The 17,226-nt window shown below is 72.6% G+C and carries 16 protein-coding genes and 1 other RNA gene; 9 read left to right on the top strand and 8 right to left on the bottom strand.

The genetic code is table 11. The features are described from left to right. The first annotated feature begins 1 nt into the window (after window position 1). The 4 genes from ABIB16_RS01575 (at window position 2) to ssrA (ending at window position 2,625) form a co-directional block, all read left to right on the top strand. Window positions 2–811, top strand: coding sequence for a CoA transferase subunit A (locus ABIB16_RS01575; RefSeq protein WP_060974329.1), 810 nt, complete (start codon window positions 2–4; stop codon window positions 809–811). Continuing rightward, window positions 808–1,473, top strand: a complete 666-nt coding sequence (locus tag ABIB16_RS01570; RefSeq protein ID WP_060974330.1) for a CoA transferase subunit B — start codon at window positions 808–810, stop codon at window positions 1,471–1,473. Before ABIB16_RS01575 ends, ABIB16_RS01570 begins: the two co-directional genes overlap by 4 nt. Window positions 1,474–1,602: 129 nt before the next feature. Next, window positions 1,603–2,118 carry an SsrA-binding protein SmpB gene (gene smpB, locus ABIB16_RS01565; protein WP_044659238.1) on the top strand — a complete coding sequence of 172 codons (516 nt, stop codon included), beginning with the start codon at window positions 1,603–1,605 and terminating at the stop codon, window positions 2,116–2,118. Window positions 2,119–2,253: 135 nt separating this feature from the next. Continuing rightward, window positions 2,254–2,625: a transfer-messenger RNA gene (gene ssrA, locus ABIB16_RS01560) on the top strand. Window positions 2,626–2,705: 80 nt separating this feature from the next. Here the strand turns inward: ssrA and ABIB16_RS01555 are convergent. The 5 genes from ABIB16_RS01555 to aroA all read right to left on the bottom strand — a co-directional run bounded on the left by ABIB16_RS01555 (window position 2,706) and on the right by aroA (window position 7,111). Further along, window positions 2,706–3,152, bottom strand: coding sequence for a CrcB family protein (locus tag ABIB16_RS01555; protein WP_060974331.1), 447 nt, complete (start codon window positions 3,150–3,152; stop codon window positions 2,706–2,708). Further along, complete coding sequence (locus ABIB16_RS01550; RefSeq protein WP_060974332.1) at window positions 3,149–3,634, bottom strand: FluC/FEX family fluoride channel; 486 nt, start codon at window positions 3,632–3,634, stop codon at window positions 3,149–3,151. The genes ABIB16_RS01555 and ABIB16_RS01550 overlap by 4 nt, the downstream gene beginning before the upstream one ends. A 77-nt stretch (window positions 3,635–3,711) precedes the next feature. Continuing rightward, a complete protein-coding gene (gene hisN / locus ABIB16_RS01545; RefSeq protein WP_041104303.1) occupies window positions 3,712–4,551 on the bottom strand; it encodes a histidinol-phosphatase in 840 nt (279 codons plus the stop codon). A gap of 29 nt (window positions 4,552–4,580) precedes the next feature. After that, the gene (rsgA, locus tag ABIB16_RS01540; RefSeq protein WP_044659234.1) at window positions 4,581–5,681 is read right to left on the bottom strand and encodes a ribosome small subunit-dependent GTPase A; all 1,101 of its coding nucleotides are present in this window, start codon (window positions 5,679–5,681) and stop codon (window positions 4,581–4,583) included. Next, on the bottom strand, window positions 5,681–7,111 hold the full coding sequence (aroA, locus tag ABIB16_RS01535; RefSeq protein WP_044659233.1) for a 3-phosphoshikimate 1-carboxyvinyltransferase: 1,431 nt from the start codon (window positions 7,109–7,111) through the stop codon (window positions 5,681–5,683). Before aroA ends, rsgA begins: the two co-directional genes overlap by 1 nt. A 200-nt stretch (window positions 7,112–7,311) precedes the next feature. Between aroA and ABIB16_RS01530 the strand changes: the two genes are divergently transcribed. Beyond that, the gene (locus ABIB16_RS01530; protein WP_036314006.1) at window positions 7,312–8,028 is read left to right on the top strand and encodes a sigma-70 family RNA polymerase sigma factor; all 717 of its coding nucleotides are present in this window, start codon (window positions 7,312–7,314) and stop codon (window positions 8,026–8,028) included. Beyond that, window positions 8,025–8,303 carry a mycothiol system anti-sigma-R factor gene (gene rsrA, locus ABIB16_RS01525; RefSeq protein ID WP_060974333.1) on the top strand — a complete coding sequence of 93 codons (279 nt, stop codon included), beginning with the start codon at window positions 8,025–8,027 and terminating at the stop codon, window positions 8,301–8,303. Before ABIB16_RS01530 ends, rsrA begins: the two co-directional genes overlap by 4 nt. A gap of 138 nt (window positions 8,304–8,441) precedes the next feature. Here the strand turns inward: rsrA and ABIB16_RS11345 are convergent, their stop codons facing one another. From ABIB16_RS11345 to ABIB16_RS01515, 3 genes are all read right to left on the bottom strand, one after another. Beyond that, window positions 8,442–8,516, bottom strand: coding sequence for a 50S ribosomal protein bL37 (locus ABIB16_RS11345; RefSeq protein WP_095346645.1), 75 nt, complete (start codon window positions 8,514–8,516; stop codon window positions 8,442–8,444). 44 nt (window positions 8,517–8,560) lie between these two features. Then, on the bottom strand, window positions 8,561–9,166 hold the full coding sequence (locus ABIB16_RS01520; RefSeq protein WP_004167659.1) for a GDSL-type esterase/lipase family protein: 606 nt from the start codon (window positions 9,164–9,166) through the stop codon (window positions 8,561–8,563). 76 nt (window positions 9,167–9,242) lie between these two features. After that, window positions 9,243–12,971 carry a multifunctional oxoglutarate decarboxylase/oxoglutarate dehydrogenase thiamine pyrophosphate-binding subunit/dihydrolipoyllysine-residue succinyltransferase subunit gene (locus ABIB16_RS01515; protein WP_060974334.1) on the bottom strand — a complete coding sequence of 1,243 codons (3,729 nt, stop codon included), beginning with the start codon at window positions 12,969–12,971 and terminating at the stop codon, window positions 9,243–9,245. A 200-nt stretch (window positions 12,972–13,171) separates the two neighbouring features. On the opposite strand from ABIB16_RS01515, the gene guaB1 reads away from it, so the two are divergent. From guaB1 to ABIB16_RS01500, 3 genes are all read left to right on the top strand, one after another. Then, window positions 13,172–14,653, top strand: coding sequence for a GMP reductase (gene guaB1, locus ABIB16_RS01510; RefSeq protein ID WP_049147194.1), 1,482 nt, complete (start codon window positions 13,172–13,174; stop codon window positions 14,651–14,653). Between the two features lie 184 nt (window positions 14,654–14,837). Further along, a complete protein-coding gene (locus ABIB16_RS01505) occupies window positions 14,838–16,154 on the top strand; it encodes a hemolysin family protein (protein WP_041104315.1) in 1,317 nt (438 codons plus the stop codon). Beyond that, complete coding sequence (locus tag ABIB16_RS01500) at window positions 16,151–17,209, top strand: hemolysin family protein (RefSeq protein WP_041104317.1); 1,059 nt, start codon at window positions 16,151–16,153, stop codon at window positions 17,207–17,209. The genes ABIB16_RS01505 and ABIB16_RS01500 overlap by 4 nt, the downstream gene beginning before the upstream one ends. Window positions 17,210–17,226: the final 17 nt, after the last annotated feature.

Genomic DNA, 17,226 nt, shown 5'->3' with positions numbered 1-17,226 from the left:
CATGGCTCTCGACAAGACCGTGGCCACGCCCGCCGAGGCGGTGGCGGACGTGCCGGACGGCGCGTCCCTGGCCGTCGGCGGCTTCGGGCTCTCCGGCAACCCCGTGCAGCTCATCGAGGCCCTGCTCGAGCAGGGCGCCACGGACCTGTCCGTCGTCTCCAACAACTGCGGCGTGGACGGCTGGGGCCTGGGCATCCTGCTCGGCGCGCGCCGGCTGCGGAAGATGACCTCCTCCTATGTGGGGGAGAACAAGGAGTTCGCCCGCCAGTACCTCGAGGGCGAGCTCGAGGTGGAGCTCGTCCCGCAGGGCACCCTCGCGGAGAAGCTCCGCGCCGGCGGCGCCGGCATCCCGGCGTTCTACACCCGCTCCGGCGTCGGCACCCAGGTGGCCGAAGGCGGCCTGCCCATGCGCTACGACGCGGACGGCACCGTGGTGAAGTCCTCGCAGGCCAAGCCCACGGACACGTTCGTGCTCGGCGAGGGCTACCTCAGCCAGACCCCGGACGAGCCCGAGACCTATGTGCTCGAACGCTCCATCGTCACCGACTTCTCCCTCGTGCACGCGTGGAAGGGCGACCGCCACGGCAACCTCGTGTTCCGCAAGGCCACCCGCCAGTTCGGCCCGCCCGCGGCCATGGCCGGCCGCGTGTGCATCGCCCAGGTGGAGGAGCTCGTCGAGCCCGGCGAGATCGACCCGGATGACGTGCACCTGCCCGGCGTCTTCGTGCACCGGATCGTGGAGGTCGGCACGGACATCGAGAAGCGGATCGAGAAGCGCACCGTGCGCGCGTCGGGGGAGGAGCAGGCATGAGCGAGCAGACCACCGGGCGTCCCCAGGGCCTGAGCCGCGACCAGATGGCGGCCCGCGCCGCGCAGGAGCTGCCGGACGGCGCCTACGTCAACCTCGGCATCGGCATGCCCACGCTGATCCCCAACCACATCCCCGCCGGGCGGTCCGTGGTGCTGCAGTCCGAGAACGGCATCCTCGGCACGGGCCCGTACCCCACGGAGGACGCCGTGGACCCGGACCTGATCAACGCGGGCAAGGAGACCGTCACCGTGAACCCGGGGGCGTCCTTCTTCGACTCCGCGCTGAGCTTCGGCATGATCCGCGGCGGCAAGATCGACGTCGCCGTCCTGGGCGGCATGGAGGTCTCCGCCGCGGGCGACCTGGCCAACTGGATGGTGCCCGGCAAGATGGTCAAGGGCATGGGCGGTGCGATGGACCTCGTCCACGGCGCCGGCCGCGTGATCGTCATGATGGACCACGTGTCCAAGGACGGCACCCCCAAGATCGTCGACCAGTGCACCCTGCCGCTGACCGGCCGCGCCGTCGTCGACCGCATCATCACGGACCTGGCCGTCATCGACGTCGTCGGCACCCCGGAACAGCCCCGCCTGGCGCTCGTGGAGACCGCGCCCGGCGTCACCGAGGAGCAGGTCCGCGCGCTCACCGGCGCGTCGCTGGACTGAGCCGACGACGCCGCCCCGCGGCCCCGGCGCACCGCCTCGGCGGGCATCGGACCGGCACGGGATAGACTGGACGGCCGCGCCCTGATCGGGGCGCGGCCGTCGCCGTGGACGCTGGAAGGACGTGAGGCCATGGGCAAGAACAGCAAGGGCAAGGCCGCCAAGCAGCCGGCCCCCGGCGAGCGCCAGGTGATCGCCAACAACAAGAAGGCGCGCCACGACTACACCATCCTCGACACGTACGAGGCCGGCATGGTGCTCACCGGCACCGAGGTGAAGTCGCTGCGCGAGGGCAAGGCCTCGCTCGTGGACGGCTTCGCGGTCTTCTACCGGGACGAGCTGTGGCTCGAGCAGGTCTACATCCCGGAGTACCTCAACGGCTCGTGGACCAACCACGCCGCCCGCCGCCGCCGCAAGCTGCTGCTGCACCGCGCCGAGCTGACGAAGATCTCCCGCCAGATCCAGGATCCGGGCCTGACCATCGTGCCGCTGTCCCTGTACTTCCTGAACGGGCGCGTGAAGGTGGAGATCGGCGTCGCGCGCGGCAACCGCGAATACGACAAGCGGCACAAGCTGCGCGAGCAGCAGGACAACCGCGAGGCCCAGCGGGCCATGCGGATGCGCAACCGGCGCGCCGGCGTGGCCTGAGCGCGGCAGGCCCCTTGGGAATGCCCGGGGGGCGTGCTACGTTGTATCTCTCGCAGGGCCGGTTTCAGGACCGGCGGGCCTCGCGCCCTCCGCCTGCAGTGGTGATTGACAACCTCATAGAGGAGTCGCCCCCATGGGGCCGATCGGTTTCGACGGTGTGTGTCGCGTCGGGAGAAGCGGGCCGAGGATGCAGAGTCATCTCGTCAAACGCTCTCTGCAAACCAATAAGTGCCGAATCCAAGCGCACTGACTTCGCTCTCGCTGCCTGATCAGTGATCGAGTCCGTCACCCCGAGGTCGCTGTCGCCTCGGATCGTGGCGTCAGCTAGATAGCCACTGGGCGTCACCCTCGCCGGGGGTCGTGACGCCGACATCAATCCGGCTGGGTCCGGGTTGGCCGCCCGTCTGCGGGACGGCCAGGACCGAGCAACACCCACAGCAGACTGCGCCCGGAGAAGACCTGGCAACACCTCATCGGACGCGGGTTCAATTCCCGCCGGCTCCACTCACCACCACGGGAAGGCCCCGGAATCACCCCGATTCCGGGGCCTTCCTCGTGTCCGCGACCGGTTTGCGGCGGCCCGCCCCTCAGCCGGCCAGGACCGCGTGCAGGCCCAGGCCGGCGCCCCAGCCGACGACGACGGCCACCAGCCCCAGACCCAGATGCGCGGCCCACAGGCGGGCGGCTGTGCCCCATCGACGGGCGAGCACGGCGTCAGCCGCCTCAGCGGCCACGGTGGACCACGTCCCCAGGGCGAGGCAGAACCCGGACACCACGGCCGACACCGCCGCGACGAGCACGAGCCCCTGCCCGTCGCCCCCGCCCCCGGAGGCGTACACCAGCTCCGGCACGGCCAGGCCGACGGTGACGCCGAGGAGCAGGGCCGCCGTCGTGTTGGCGGTGAGCAGACCCCGGGGGCCGAGCCGGTCGGTCAGGCGCCGGCGCACCAGGGCGCCGAGCGCCCCGCCCGCCGCGAGGCAGGCCAGGAGGGCCACCTGGAGGAGAGCGAAGACCTCGTATCCCGCGCCGCTCATGCGTCCTCCGCCGAACGATCCGTCCCGACCGCGCGCGACCCCGGGGCGCCCCCGGCGCGCAGGCCGAGCACGGCCGCCGCCGTCGAGAGTGCAGCCATCAGCGCGAGCACCAGCAGCACCGCTACCGCCGCGGCGAGGACGCCACCCGCCCCGGACGCCGCAGCGCCCAGCCGCACCGGCCACAGCACCAGGGCGACGGCGCTGGAGATGGTGGTGAACGCACCGAGGAAGCCGGTTCCCAGCCCCGCCACCAGGCGTGGACGCCAGTCCGGCCCGCGGCAGCGCGAGGCCGCCCACAGCAGGCCGAGCAGGAACGAGCCGAGCACGTTCACCACGAACAGCGGCAGGGCCTGGACCAGCACGTCGACCGCCCCGAACGCGGCGCCGAACGTGCCGCGGAAGTTGGGCGCCCCGGCCAGCGCGGTCACCGCGTTCATCACCCCCGCACCGCACAGCACGCCCGCGGCACCGCCGAGGGCCACCGCACCCGCAGTGCCGGGCCGGCGATCCGTCCCGCGCCCGCCCCTCCGGTCGGCCGTCGTCTCCCCCCGCGCGGCCATCAGGCGCCGCCCTCGGTCTCGTCACCCGCGCGGAGGCGGGCGAGGACGTCGTCGTGGAGCAGGCCGTTCGTGGCCAGCGCGTGCCCGCCGAACGGGCCGTCCTCGCCGTCCAGCGAGGTGAAGCGGCCGCCGGCCTCGCGCACGATCGGCACCAGAGCGGCCATGTCATGCAGCTCGAGCTCGGGCTCGGCCGCGATGTCCACGGCGCCCTCGGCCACGAGCATGTAGGACCAGAAGTCACCGAAGCCGCGCACGCGCCACACGTCCGAGGTGAGCTGCAGGAACGCGCGGATCGAGCCGCGTTCGCGCCAGCCCTCGATCGAGGAGAAGGACAGCGACGCGTCCTCGACCCGATCCACGCCGGACACGGTGATCCGCTGAGCACGCGTGAGCGAGGTGCCCGCGAAGGCGCCCTGGCCGGCCGCGGCCCACCAGCGCCGGTGCAGGGCGGGGGCGGAGACGACGCCGACGACGGGCTCGCCGTCGATCAGCAGCGCGATGAGGGTGGCCCACACGGGCACGCCGCGCACGAAGTTCTTGGTGCCGTCGATGGGGTCGACCACCCACTGCCGGCCGGAGCGGCTCAGAGATCCGCCGAACTCCTCACCCACGATGCCGTCGCGCGCCCGGGCACGGGACAGGGTGGAGCGGATGGACTCCTCCGCGGCGCGGTCCGCATCCGTGACAGGGGTGAGATCCGGCTTGGTGCTGACCTCGAGGTCCTGGGCCTTGAACCGGGACATCGTGATCGAGTCCACGTTGTCCGCCAGCATGTGGGCCAGCCGCAGGTCCTCCGTGAGGTCGCGGCCGCGGGTCGCAGGGTTCTCAGGTCGCTCCATGCCGCCCACGCTATACCGCGCGGGCCGCCTCAGTCCTCGGACGACGCCGCGTCCTCCGCCCCCGAGGGGGCCAGCCGGTTGCCGAGCAGACGCCGCAGCGAGGCCAGGCGTGCCGCTCCCGAGGGGCCGGCGTGGCCCGCGGCCACCCATGCGTCCAGGCCGCAGCCGGGGGAGTCGGCGGTGTGGGTGCAGCCGCGCGGGCAGTCCGCCAGCCCGCCGGCGAGGTCGTCGAACGCCTCCACCACGCGGTCCGGCTCGACCCAGCCCAGCCCGAAGGACCGGATGCCGGGGGTGTCCACCACCCAGGTGTCCGGCAGGGGGGCGCCGTCGTCGCCCGTCAGCGGCAGTGCGAGCGCGGACGAGGAGGTGTGCCGGCCCCGGCCGGTGACGGCGTTGACGTGGCCGGTGGCCCGTTCCGCGCCGGTGAGCGCGTTCAGCAGCGTGGACTTGCCGACGCCGGAGGGCCCCACGAACGCGCTCGTGTGCCCGATCAGCCGCTCGGCCACCCGGGCCACGAGCGAGGCGTCCAGGGCGGTGTCCCCGGTCTCGGCCTCGAAGGTCGCCGCACCGGAGGTCATCACCTCCAGGTCCAGGGCCTCGTAGTGCGCCACCAGCGCGGCCGGATCACGCAGGTCGGTCTTCGTGATGAGCAGCACCGGGTGGATGCCGGCGTCGTAGCAGGCGACCAGGGCGCGGTCGATGAAGCCGGTCCGGGGCTCCGGATTGGCCGCGGCCACCATGATCACCAGCAGGTCGGCGTTGGCCACCACCACCCGCTCGACCTCGTCCGAGTCGTCCGCCGACCGGCGCAGGACCGTGCTGCGCTCCTCGACACGGACGATGCGTGCGAGCGTGCCCTCGTCCCCGGAGAGGTCCCCGACGACGGCCACCCGGTCGCCCGTGGCGATCGGCGTGCGGCGCAGCTCGCGGGCGCGCATCGCCGTGATCCGCTCGTCCAGGCGATCCGGCAGCACCACGGCGTACCGGCCGCGGTCCACCGTGGTGACCATGCCGACCTGCGCATCCTCGTGCTTGGGCCGCTCCTTGGTGCGCGGGCGGGTGCCGCGTTTGGACGGGCGCACCCGGACATCGGACTCGTCCCACGCGGAGGGATCGAGGCGCCGGGCCATCAGCGGGCCTCCTCGGCCGCATCGCCGGGTGCCACGAGCGCGGTCCACAGTGCGGGGAAGTCCGGCATCGTCTTCGCGGTGGTCGCCACGTCCACGATGCCGGTCCCCGGCACGCGCAGGCCGACGACGGCGGCGAAGGTCGCCATCCGGTGGTCGTGGTAGGTCTCGAGGGCGGCGGGCGACAGCGGCCCCGACGCGTCCGTCCCCGGGAAGCCGAGCGACGTCTCGTCCTCGTCCACGGTGATCCCCAGGCGGGCGGCCTCGGCGGTGAGCGCGGCGAGCCGGTCCGTCTCATGGCCCCGCAGATGGCCGATCCCCGTCAGGCGGGTGGGCCCGGAGGCCAGCAGGGCGAGCGCGGCCGCGGTGGGGGCGAGCTCGGCCGTGTCCGCGATCTCACCGGCGCCGGTGATGCGGGGCGCGCCGTCGTCGTGGACCGCCCCCGTCACCGTGAGCCGGCCGCGGGAGCGGTCCGTGCGGTCGACCGTGAGGGCCACGCTCGCCCCGAACTGCGGCAGGATCCGCCGCCAGCGGTCGCCGATCTGCGTCGTGCGGGTGGGCCAGTCCGGCACCGTCACGGAGCCGCCCGTGGCCACGGCGGCGGCCAGGAAGGGGCCTGCGTTGGACAGGTCCGGCTCGACGGTCGCCTCGTGTGCCGGGATGCGCCCCGGGGCCACGGTCCACGCCCCGGGACCCGTCTCGGCGACGTCCACCTCGAGCGCGCGCAGCACCCCGACGGTCATCGCGACGTGCTCCGGACTCGGCACGGTCTGCCCGGTGTGCCGCAGCCGGAGGCCGCGCGGCATCCCCGCGGCCGCCAGCAGCGCGGCGGACAGGAACTGGGAGGAGCCGGAGGCGTCGACCGCGACCTCCGGCACGTCGCCGTCGGGGGCCACCGTGGCCGCGTCCGCGCGGGTCGTCATCGTGAAGGGCAGGCGACCGGGCTCGCCCTCCTCGTTGACGGCCACCCCGAGCTGGCGCAGCGCGTCCAGGACCGGGGCCATCGGGCGCAGGCGCGCGCCGGCGTCGCCGTCGAAGCGGACCCGGCCGGGCCGCAGCGCGGCGACGAACGGGACGAAGCGCATGACCGTCCCCGCCAGTCCGCAGTCCACGGCGACATCCCCGGCCAGCGGCTCGCCGACCGGCATCGGATGCACCCGCAGTCCGCCGTCGGACAGGGGCTCGAACCGGGCCCCGAGCGCTGTGAGCGCCGTGCGCATCAATGCCGTGTCCCGCGACTCGAGGACGCCGTGCAGGACGCACGGACCGTCGGCGAGCGCGGCGAGCACGAGATGCCGGTTCGTCAGCGACTTCGATCCCGGCAGCCGCACCTCTCCGCGCACCGGGCCGCGCGCCACGGGCGCGGGCCAGGTCTCGGCGGCGTCGGGACGGGGGGCGGGGGAGTGCGCGGCGGCACGCGTGGGGCGGGTCACCGGACCAGCCTATCCGGCGGCTGTCGGCCGGGGTCGGCCTGTCGCGGGGGAATACCTGGAACGCTCCTGGCGCTCCACTGGACGACCCCGTACCCGTGTCGGCGCACCGGTCCCGCTCGCCGCGGACCGCAGCCGGAGAGGAGCCCCGCATGAGCGCCGCCCTGCTGACGCATCCCTCCCGGACCGTAGACTGGCCCGCGATGAGCACTGACAACAGCCGGCCGGAATTCGCCCGGCCCGAGGACGCCCCCGAGCACGACCGCGCCGACATCGACGTCGCCGCCGAGTCCGAACAGCAGCGCCGTGCCCGGTTCGAGCGTGACGCCCTCGAGTTCGTGGACCAGTTGTACTCCGCTGCGCTGCGCATGACGCGCAACCCGCAGGACGCCGAGGACCTGGTCCAGGAGGCGTACACGAAGGCCTACTCCTCGTTCCACCAGTACCGGCCCGGCACCAACCTCAAGGCCTGGCTCTACCGGATCCTCACGAACACGTACATCAACCTCTACCGCAAGCGGCAGCGCCAGCCCCTCGAGGCGGACAACCCTGAGGTGGAGGACTGGCAGATGGCCCGGGCCGCCGAGCACACCTCCGGTGGCCTGCGCTCGGCCGAGACGGAGGCCCTCGACCGGCTGCCCGACTCCCAGGTGAAGGACGCCCTGCAGGCGATCCCGGAGGAGTTCCGGCTCGCCGTCTACTTCGCGGACGTGGAGGGCTTCGCCTACAAGGAGATCGCCGAGATCCTCGACGTGCCGATCGGCACCGTCATGTCGCGGCTGCACCGCGGCCGCAAGCAGCTGCGCGAGCGCCTCGCGGACTACGCGGCCGCGCGCGGCATCAAGGCCCAGCCGAAGAAGAAGACCGGGCGCGGCGGCACGAAGCAGACCGAGACGAGCACGAAGGAGGCCACGCGATGACCGCGGACCAGCACGGCCATGAGTGCCGCGTCGCCCAGGACGCCTCCCTGGAGCGGCTGTACCAGTACCTGGACGGCGCCCTGACGCCCGAGGACATCGAGCAGGTGCGCGCCCACGTGGCGGAGTGTCCGGACTGCCGGCACCAGAAGGAGCTCGAGGAGCTCATCCGCTCGGCGGTGCGTCGGTGCTGTCAGGAGAAGGCGCCCGCGCAGCTGCGGGCCACCATCATGACCCGCATCACCCAGATCTCGACGACGACCGTCACCTGGGGCTGACACCGCGACATGCGGACCCGTGGGCACCCGATCGGGCGCCCCGACGATGACGAAGGGCCGTCCCCTGAGGGGACGGCCCTTCGTGGTCTCTGCGGTCGCCGGGTGGCACCCGGCCGGTCCGCGACGCCGATCAGCGGATCAGGCGTTGGGACGCTTGCCGTGGTTGGCGCCGTTCCTGCGGCGGTCGCGACGCTTGCGTGCACGCTTGCTCATGACGTCTCCCTTCAACGAGTCGGTCGGTGGTCCATTCTGTCACATCAGGCCGTGGGCTCGGGCAGACCGAGCCACTGGTACCAGCCCCGATGCAGCACGAGCCACGCGATGAGCCCGTGGCCCGCCTGGCCCGGCCGGCCCTGGCCGGAGGCCAGGTCCGAGCGCCACTGCTCGTGGCCCACCAGCGGGGTGAACGTGTCCACGTACACGTGGTTGCGCCGGTCGGCCACATCCAGGTAGGCGGCGTTGAGCTCGGCGAGCCGGGCGTTGCGCTGCTCGTCCAGGGTGGGCGTGGGGCCCACCACGAGCACCGGGATGTTCCGCTGCGAGGCGGTGTCCAGGACGTTGGCCAGGTTCAGCCGCGAGCGGGCGGTCGAGGTGGCCTCCAGGTCCAGGTCCGCGTCGGACAGGGCCACGACGAGGCGGTTCTCCGTCTCCTCGGAGAAGCGCCGCGAGGCCTCGCCCCACCAGCGCTCGTTGAGGTCCTCGGTGGTCTCGTGCGGCACGGCCAGCACGTAGTTCTCCAGCTCCACGTCGGGGGCCTGGGTGCGGGCGAGCACGCGGCCCCACCAGCCGATGGCGCGGGCGTCGCCCGCACCGGCCAGCAGCTGGTCGCCGACGGCGGCGATCCGGATCCGGCGGTTGTGCACAGTGTGTCCTTTCGTCGGCCGATCCGGCGCCGCCGCCGCACCGGAGGGTGCGGCGGCGGCGCAGGGTCGGTCCGGGTCAGCGGCCGAAGGCGGCGTCCAGCAGCGTGCTGAGCTCCTGGTCGTGGCGGCCCTTGGTGCCCGCGGAGGTCGCGGCCGAGGCCGGGCGGGACACGAGGGTCACGGGGCCGTCGAGCTGCGGCACGAGGTTCAGTGCCATGAACGGCCACGGGCCCTGGTTCGCGGGCTCGTCCTGCACCCAGGTGACGTCGGCGACCGGGTAGGCGCGGAGCGCCTTGCGGATCTCGTCGAGCGGCAGCGGGTAGAGCTGCTCCACCCGCACGATCGCGGTGGACGTGTCACCGGACTTCTCGCGGCGGGCGAGCAGGTCGTAGTACAGCCGGCCGGAGACCAGCACCACGCGCGTGACGTCCTTGGCGTCCACCCCGGCGTCCGGGATGACCGGCTGGAAGCCGCCCTCGGTGAAGTCCTCCACCGAGTTCGCGGCGGCCTTGAGGCGCAGCAGCTGCTTCGGGGTGAACACGATGAGGGGCCGACGCGGGCGGGCGTAGGCGTGCTCGCGCAGCAGGTGGAAGTGGTTCGCGCCCGTGGAGGGGTTGACCACGCGCATGTTGTCCTCGGCGCACATCTGCAGGAAGCGCTCGATGCGGGCGGAGGAGTGGTCCGGCCCCTGTCCCTCGTAGCCGTGGGGGAGGAGCAGGACCACGGACGAGGTCTGCGACCACTTCTGATCGGCCGAGGAGATGAACTCGTCGATGATCGTCTGCGCGCCGTTCACGAAGTCGCCGAACTGGGCCTCCCACAGCACGAGGGCGTCGGAGCGCTCCACGGAGTAGCCGTACTCGAAGCCGAGGGCGGCGTACTCGGACAGCAGCGAGTTGTAGACCCAGAACTTCGCCTGGTCCTCGGAGAGGTGCCTCAGCGGCGCCCACGTGTCGCCGGTGATCCGGTCGTGGAACACCGAGTGGCGCTGCGTGAAGGTGCCGCGCTGGGAGTCCTGGCCCGCCAGGCGGACCGGCACGCCCTCCATGAGCAGCGAGCCGAAGGCCGCCAGCTCGGCGAAGCCCCAGTCGATGCCGCCGTCGACGGCCATCTTGGCGCGGCGCTCGAGCAGGGCCGCGAGCTTGGGGTGGACCGTAAAGCCCTCGGGCACGTCGATGTGCGCCTGCCCGATGGCCCGCAGCGTCTCGGCCGAGATGGCCGTGGACGCCGGCGCCTCCGGGGCCGCGTCCCGGTCCTCGGCCGGGCGGAGGCCCTCCCCGCCGGAGGCGGGCGCGTCCTCGTGGGTCTCCGCGAAGACCCGCTCCAGCTGCTGCTGGTAGTCCTTCAGGGCGCTGTCCGCCTCCTCCTGCGTGATGTCGCCGCGGCCCACGAGGGACTCGACGTACAGCTTGCGGGTGGAGCGCTTCTGCTCGATGAGGTTGTACATGCGCGGCTGCGTCATCGACGGGTCGTCGCCCTCGTTGTGGCCGCGGCGGCGGTAGCAGACGAGGTCGATGACGACGTCCTTGTTGAACCGCTGGCGGTACTCGAAGGCGAGCTGGGCCACGTGCACCACGGACTCCGGCTCGTCGCCGTTGACGTGGAAGATCGGGGCCTGGATGGTCTTGGCCACGTCGGTGGAGTACACCGCGGAGCGCGCCTGGGTCGGCGGCGTGGTGAAGCCCACCTGGTTGTTCACGACCACGTGGATCGTGCCGCCGGTGCGGTAGCCGGGCAGCTGCGAGAGCTGCAGGACCTCGGTCACGACGCCCTGGCCCGCGAAGGCCGCGTCGCCGTGCACGAGGATCGGCAGCACGGAGAAGGAGTCCGGGCGCTGGCCACCCAGATCGAGGCGGTCCTGCTTGGCACGCACGACGCCCTCGAGGACCGGGTCCACGGCCTCCAGGTGCGAGGGGTTGGCGGCGAGGTACACGCGGGTGCTGTTGCCGGCGTCGGACACGAAGGTGCCCTCGGTGCCCATGTGGTACTTCACGTCGCCCGAGCCCGAGGCGCCGCCCGGGGTGGCCCCCTCGAACTCGCGGAAGACCTGGCTGTAGGTCTTGCCGGCGATGTTGGTCAGCACGTTCAGGCGACCGCGGTGCGCCATGCCGATGGCGACCTCGTCCAGCCCGGCGTCGGCGGCGTCGCCGAGGATGCCGTCCAGCAGCGGGATGAGGGACTCGCCGCCCTCCAGGGAGAAGCGCTTCTGGCCGATGTACTTGGTCTGCAGGAACGTCTCGAACGCCTCCGCGGCGTTGAGTCGGCCCAGGATGCGCAGCTGCTCCTCGCGGGTGGGCTTGGCGTACGGCTGCTCGAGCTTCTCCTGGAACCAGGCGCGCTCGGCCGGGTCCTGGATGTGCATGTACTCGACGCCGATGGTGCGGCAGTACGCGTCACGCAGCACGCCGAGGATCTTGCGCAGCGTCAGGCTGCTCGCCCCGCCGAAGCCGCCGGTGGGCCACTTGCGGTCCAGGTCCCACAGGGTCAGCCCGTGCTCGCGGATGTCGAGGTCCGGGTGGTAGGCCATCGAGTACTCGAGCGGGTCCACGTTGGCCAGCAGGTGGCCGCGGTCCCGGTACGCGTGGATGAGCTGCTGGATGCGGGCGACCTTGCCGATCTGCTCCTCCGGGTTCACCTGCACGTCCTGGGCCCAGCGGACGGGCTCGTAGGGGATGCGCAGGGAGTGGAAGACCTCGTCGTAGAAGCCGTCCTCGCCCAGCAGGAGGCCGTGCACGATCTTCAGGAACTCGCCGGAGCCGGCGCCCTGGATCACGCGGTGGTCGTACGTGGAGGTCAGCGTGATCGTCTTGGAGATCGCCAGGTCGTGCAGCGTGGACTCGGCGGCGCCCTGGAAGGCGGCCGGATAGGTCAGCGCGCCGACGCCGATGATGGCGGCCTGGCCCTGGGACAGGCGGGGCACCGAGTGCACGGTGCCGATGCCGCCCGGGTTGGTCAGGGAGACCGTGGTGCCGGCGTAGTCGTCCATCGTCAGCTTGTTCTTGCGGGCGCGCTGGACGAGGTCGTCGTACGCCTTCCAGAAGCCGCGGAAGTCGAGGGTCTCGGCGGCCTTGACGTTGGGGACCACGAGCGCGCGGGTGCCGTCCGGGCGGGGCAGGTCGATGGCGAGGCCGAAGTTCACGTGGGCCGGCTCCACCATGGTGGGCTTGCCGTCGCGCTCCTCGTAGGTCACGTTCATCGAGGGCATGGCCGCGAGCGCGCGGACCACGGCGTAGCCGATGAGGTGGGTGAAGGAGACCTTGCCGCCGCGGGTGCGGGCCAGGTGGCTGTTGATGACCACGCGGTTGTCGATCAGCACCTTGGCCGGCAGGTCGCGCACGGTGGTGGCGGTGGGCATGGACAGGGAGGCGTCCATGTTCGTGGCCACGGCCTTGGCCATGCCCTTGAGGACGGTGGCCTTCTCCTGCTTCTCGTCCGCGGTGGTGGCGGTGGTGTCGGCGGGCTCGGAGGGCACGGCCTGGGCCGCCGGGGTCTTCTTGGGCTTGGGGCCGGTGCTGACCGAGGTCTCCTTGGGCTGCGGACCCCGGGCCGGGGCGGTCGCCGCCTTCGGCTCGGTCACCTTGGCGGAGGCCTTCGGCTCGGTCTGGGCGGCGGCCTTCGGCTCGGTCTGGGCGCCGGCCTTCGGCTCGGCCTCGGCGGGGGCGCTGGCCTCAAGACGGGCGAAGATCTGTGCCCACTGCCGGTCCACGGAACCGGAGTCCTCGCGGTACTTCCGGTAGATCTCGGCCACGAGCCGTTCGTTCCCCGGGAACTCCTGTGCGAGCCGGTCCGACGTGAGTTCTGGCACTGTGTAACGCCTCTTCCTGAGCCTTGGGATGCGATGTGCTGCGCCGGGCCACCCGCGCGGCGCGCGTGGGGCCGGGAACGCCTCGAGACATCATAGTTCTTCGACGCCCCCGGTCGGAATGCCGCGGCCTCGGCTCGACTCCGCTCCCGGCGGACGCGCGGGGGGCTCTCGGCGTCCACCGCGTCTGGGAGACTGACACCATGCGCTTCCTCACCGACCCGGCCGTCGACCTGACGTACAACGACGTCTTCCTCGTGCCCTCGCACTCGGACGTCGCCAGTCGCATGGACGTGGACATCGCCCCGGATGACGGCACGGGCGCCACCATCCCCCTGGTCTCCGCCAACATGACCGCCGTCACCGGGCGCCGGATGGTCGAGACCATGGCCCGGCGCGGCGGTCTCGGGATCCTGCCGCAGGACATCCCGGCGGACGTCATCCGGGACGTCGTGCGTCGGGTGAAGGCGGCCCACCCCGTGGCGGACACCGCCCTGACCGTCGGCCCGCAGGACACGGTGCTGGACCTGCTCCACCTCGTGGACCGCCGCAACCACGGGGCCGTCTGCGTGGTGGACGCGCACGGCGGGCTGCTCGGCGTGGTCCGCCCCCAGGACTGCGAGGACGTGGACCGCTTCACCTCGGCCGCCTCCGTCATGCACCCTCCGGTGGTGACCCTCACGCTCGCCGAGCTCGGCGGCACGGACGGCGCCCCGGACAAGGACGCGCTGCGGGCGGCCTTCGAGCGCCTGCACGCCGCGCACCAGGAGATGGCCCCCGTCGTGGACCCGGCGGTGGGCACCGCCGCCCCCGTGCTGCGCGGGGTCGTCACCGCGGCGGGCCTGCTGCGCTCGTCCTTGTTCACGCCCGGTCTCGACGACGACGGACGGCTCCGCGTCGGCGCCGCCGTCGGCATCAACGGGGCGGTGGGGGAGAAGGCCGCCGTCCTGGTCGAGGCCGGCGTCGACGTGCTCGTCGTGGACACCGCGCACGGTCATCAGCGGACCATGCTGGACGCGCTCGCCGCCGTGCGGGCCCTCGACCCCGGCGTGCCCGTGGTGGCCGGCAACGTCGTCTCCGGCGACGGCGTCCGGGACCTGGTCGCGGCCGGCGCGGACATCGTCAAGGTGGGCGTGGGACCGGGCGCGATGTGCACCACGCGCATGCAGACCGCGGTGGGCCGGCCCCAGTTCTCGGCGGTCCTGGAGTGCGCCGCCGCGGCCCGCGAGCTCGGGGCACGCGTGTGGGCGGACGGCGGGGTGAAGCACCCGCGGGACGTGGCGCTCGCGCTGGCCGCCGGAGCCAGCTCGGTGATGATCGGCTCGTGGTTCGCGGGGACGCTCGAGTCTCCGGGCGACCTCGTGCACGGTCCGGACGGTCGGCGGTACAAGGAGAGCTTCGGCATGGCCTCGGCCCGCGCGGTCCAGCACCGCACCCGCCACGAGGACGCCTTCACCAAGGCCCGCAAGGCGATGTTCGAGGAGGGCATCTCCTCCTCGCGCATGTACGTGGACCCGCGCCGCCCCTCGGTGGAGGACCTGCTGGACACCATCACGTCCGGTGTGCGCTCGTCGCTGACCTACGCCGGCGCCCACGACCTGGCGGAGTTCCGTGAGCGCGCCGTCGTCGGCCTGCAGTCCGCGGCGGGCTACGAGGAGGGCCGGCCGGTCGCCTCGTCGTGGTGAGGCGGCCGCATGCCCCTGCTCGTTCCGCCGGGGCCTGACGCCCCTATACTGGGCGGACTATGGATCACCCTGACACCTGTGTGCCAGACCGCTCGTCCGCCCACGCGGACGCGGCCGGATCGGAGCCTTCCAGTCCCGGTGCCCCGCACCGCCGCCCGGCCCGCCGTCGAGGGGGTGAGGTCGGGTGGAGTGGCTCCTGCTGATCCTCGGCCTGGCCCTGATCGTGGGCACCGGGTTCTTCGTGGCCGTCGAGTTCGCCATGATCGCGATCGACGTGCCCACCGTGCAGCGCATGGTGGACGCGGGTGACCGCGGCGCCGAGCCCCTGCTGCGCTGTCTCAAGTCACTCTCGACCCAGCTCTCCGCGTGCCAGCTGGGCATCACTCTGACCACACTGCTCACCGGCTACGTGATGGACCCGGCGATCAGCCGGCTCATCGACCCGCTGCTGCTCCAGGTGGGGCTGCCGGCCGGCGTGGTGGGCACCGTCTCGCTCGTCGTCGCGATGGTCGTGGCGACCCTGCTCTCGATGCTCCTCGGCGAGCTGATCCCCAAGAACATGTCCATCGCCGAGCCCATGGCGATCGGCCGCGCACTCGCCCGGCCCCAGCTCGTGTTCAGCACCGTGTTCAAGCCGGCGATCCTGGTCCTGAACGGGTTCTCCAACGGCGTGCTGGCCCGCGTGGGCATCGAGGCCAAGGAGGAGATCTCCGGCGCCCGCAGCCCCGAGGAGCTCTCCTCGCTGGTCCGCCGCTCGGCCCAGCTGGGCACGCTCGACGCGCAGACCGCCACGTTCCTGGACCGGACGCTGCGCTTCGCGGACCGCACCGCCGCGGACGTGATGACCCCGCGCATCCGCGTGGAGACGGTGAGGGAGGACCAGGCTCTGCCCGAGGTCCTGGACCTGGCCCGCAGCACCGGCTACTCGCGGTTCCCCGTGATCGGCGACTCCTCGGACGACATCCGCGGCGTGGTGCACGTGAAGAAGGTCGTGGCCGTGCCGCGGGAGCGCCGCGCCGACCTCGAGGCCGGTGCACTGATGACGGAGGTCATCCGCGTGCCGGAGACCGTGCACCTGGACCAGCTGCTGGCCGAGCTGCGCGACGCGAACCTGCAGATGGCCGTCGTCGTGGACGAGTACGGGGGCACCGCAGGGGTGGTCACGCTCGAGGACGTGGTGGAGGAGATCGTCGGCGAGGTCGCGGACGAGCACGACCGCGTCACCCCGGGGGTCCTCCAGACGGCCTCCGGCCGCTGGTACTTCCCGGCGGAGCTGCGGCCCGACGAGGTGCGGACCCAGATCCCGGCCCTCGTGGTGCCGGAGGACGGGGCCTACGAGACCGTCGGCGGGTACATCCTGGCCCGACTGGGGCGCCTGGCGGAGGTCGGGGACGTGGTGGACGTGGACGGCGGCACCCTGACGGTCGAGCGGATGGACGGCCGCCGCATCGAGCGCGTGCGCTTCGACCCGGCCGCTGAGGACGAGGAGACGCGCGCATGAACGGGGACGTCGTCGGACTGCTGTGGCTGGTGGTCCTGTTGGCCGCCAACGCCTTCTTCGTGGCGGGCGAGTTCGCCGTCATGGGCGCCCGCCGGGCGCAGATCGAGCCGCGGGCCGAGGCCGGCTCCCGCCAGGCCCAGGTGGCGCTCTACGCGATGGAGCACGTCTCCCAGATGCTGGCCGTCTGCCAGCTCGGCATCACGGTGTGCTCCCTGCTCATCCTCAACGTGTCCGAGCCGGCGCTGCACCACCTGCTCGTCGTCCCGATGGCCGCCCTCGGGGTCCCGTCCGCGGCGGCGGACGTGACCGCCTTCGTGCTCGCGCTGCTGGTGGTCACCTTCCTGCACGTGACCCTGGGCGAGATGGTGCCCAAGAACGCCGCCGTCTCGTTCGCGGACCGCGCCGTGATGCTGCTGGCCCAGCCGCTCGTGTGGCTCTCGAAGCTGCTGCATCCCGTCGTGGCCGCGCTGAACTGGACGGCCAACCTCGTGCTGCACGCCCTGCGCATCGAGCCGAAGGACGAGGTGGCCTCCTCCTACACGCTCGAGGAGGTGCAGTCGATCGTGGCCGAGTCCACCCGCTCGGGCACCCTGGAGGACGAGTCCGGCGTGCTGCACTCGGCCCTCGAGTTCTCGGACCACCGGGCCGGGGACGTGATGGTGCCGCTCGAGCGGGTCGTCACCGTCCCCGAGGGGATCACGCCGCACGACTTCGAGTGGACCGTGGGCCGCGTGGGCTTCTCCCGGTTCGTGGTCGAGGACCCCGACGGCGGCTACACCGGCTACCTGCACCTTAAGGACGTCCTCACCGTGGGCCCGTCGGGACACGACGAGCCGATCCCGCTCACGCGCGTGCGCTCGCTGGCCAACGTGCGGCTCGAGGACGAGGTCGAGGACGCACTCGCGCTCATGCAGCGCACGGGCTCCCACCTCGCCCGGGTCATCACGCCCGAGGGCGAGACCGCGGGCATCCTCTTCCTCGAGGACGTGCTCGAGGAGCTCGTCGGGGAGATCAACGACGTGACGCAGTCGCCACGTCGGTTCCGGCCCGCGTGAGCGTCGCGCGGGCGGCG

This window comes from Micrococcus sp. UYEF5, from assembly GCF_040546065.1.
Taxonomy (GTDB): Bacteria; Actinomycetota; Actinomycetes; order Actinomycetales; family Micrococcaceae; genus Micrococcus; species Micrococcus luteus.
Note: the sequence above shows the minus strand (reverse complement) of the source record. Positions and strands in the feature narration are given on the sequence as shown.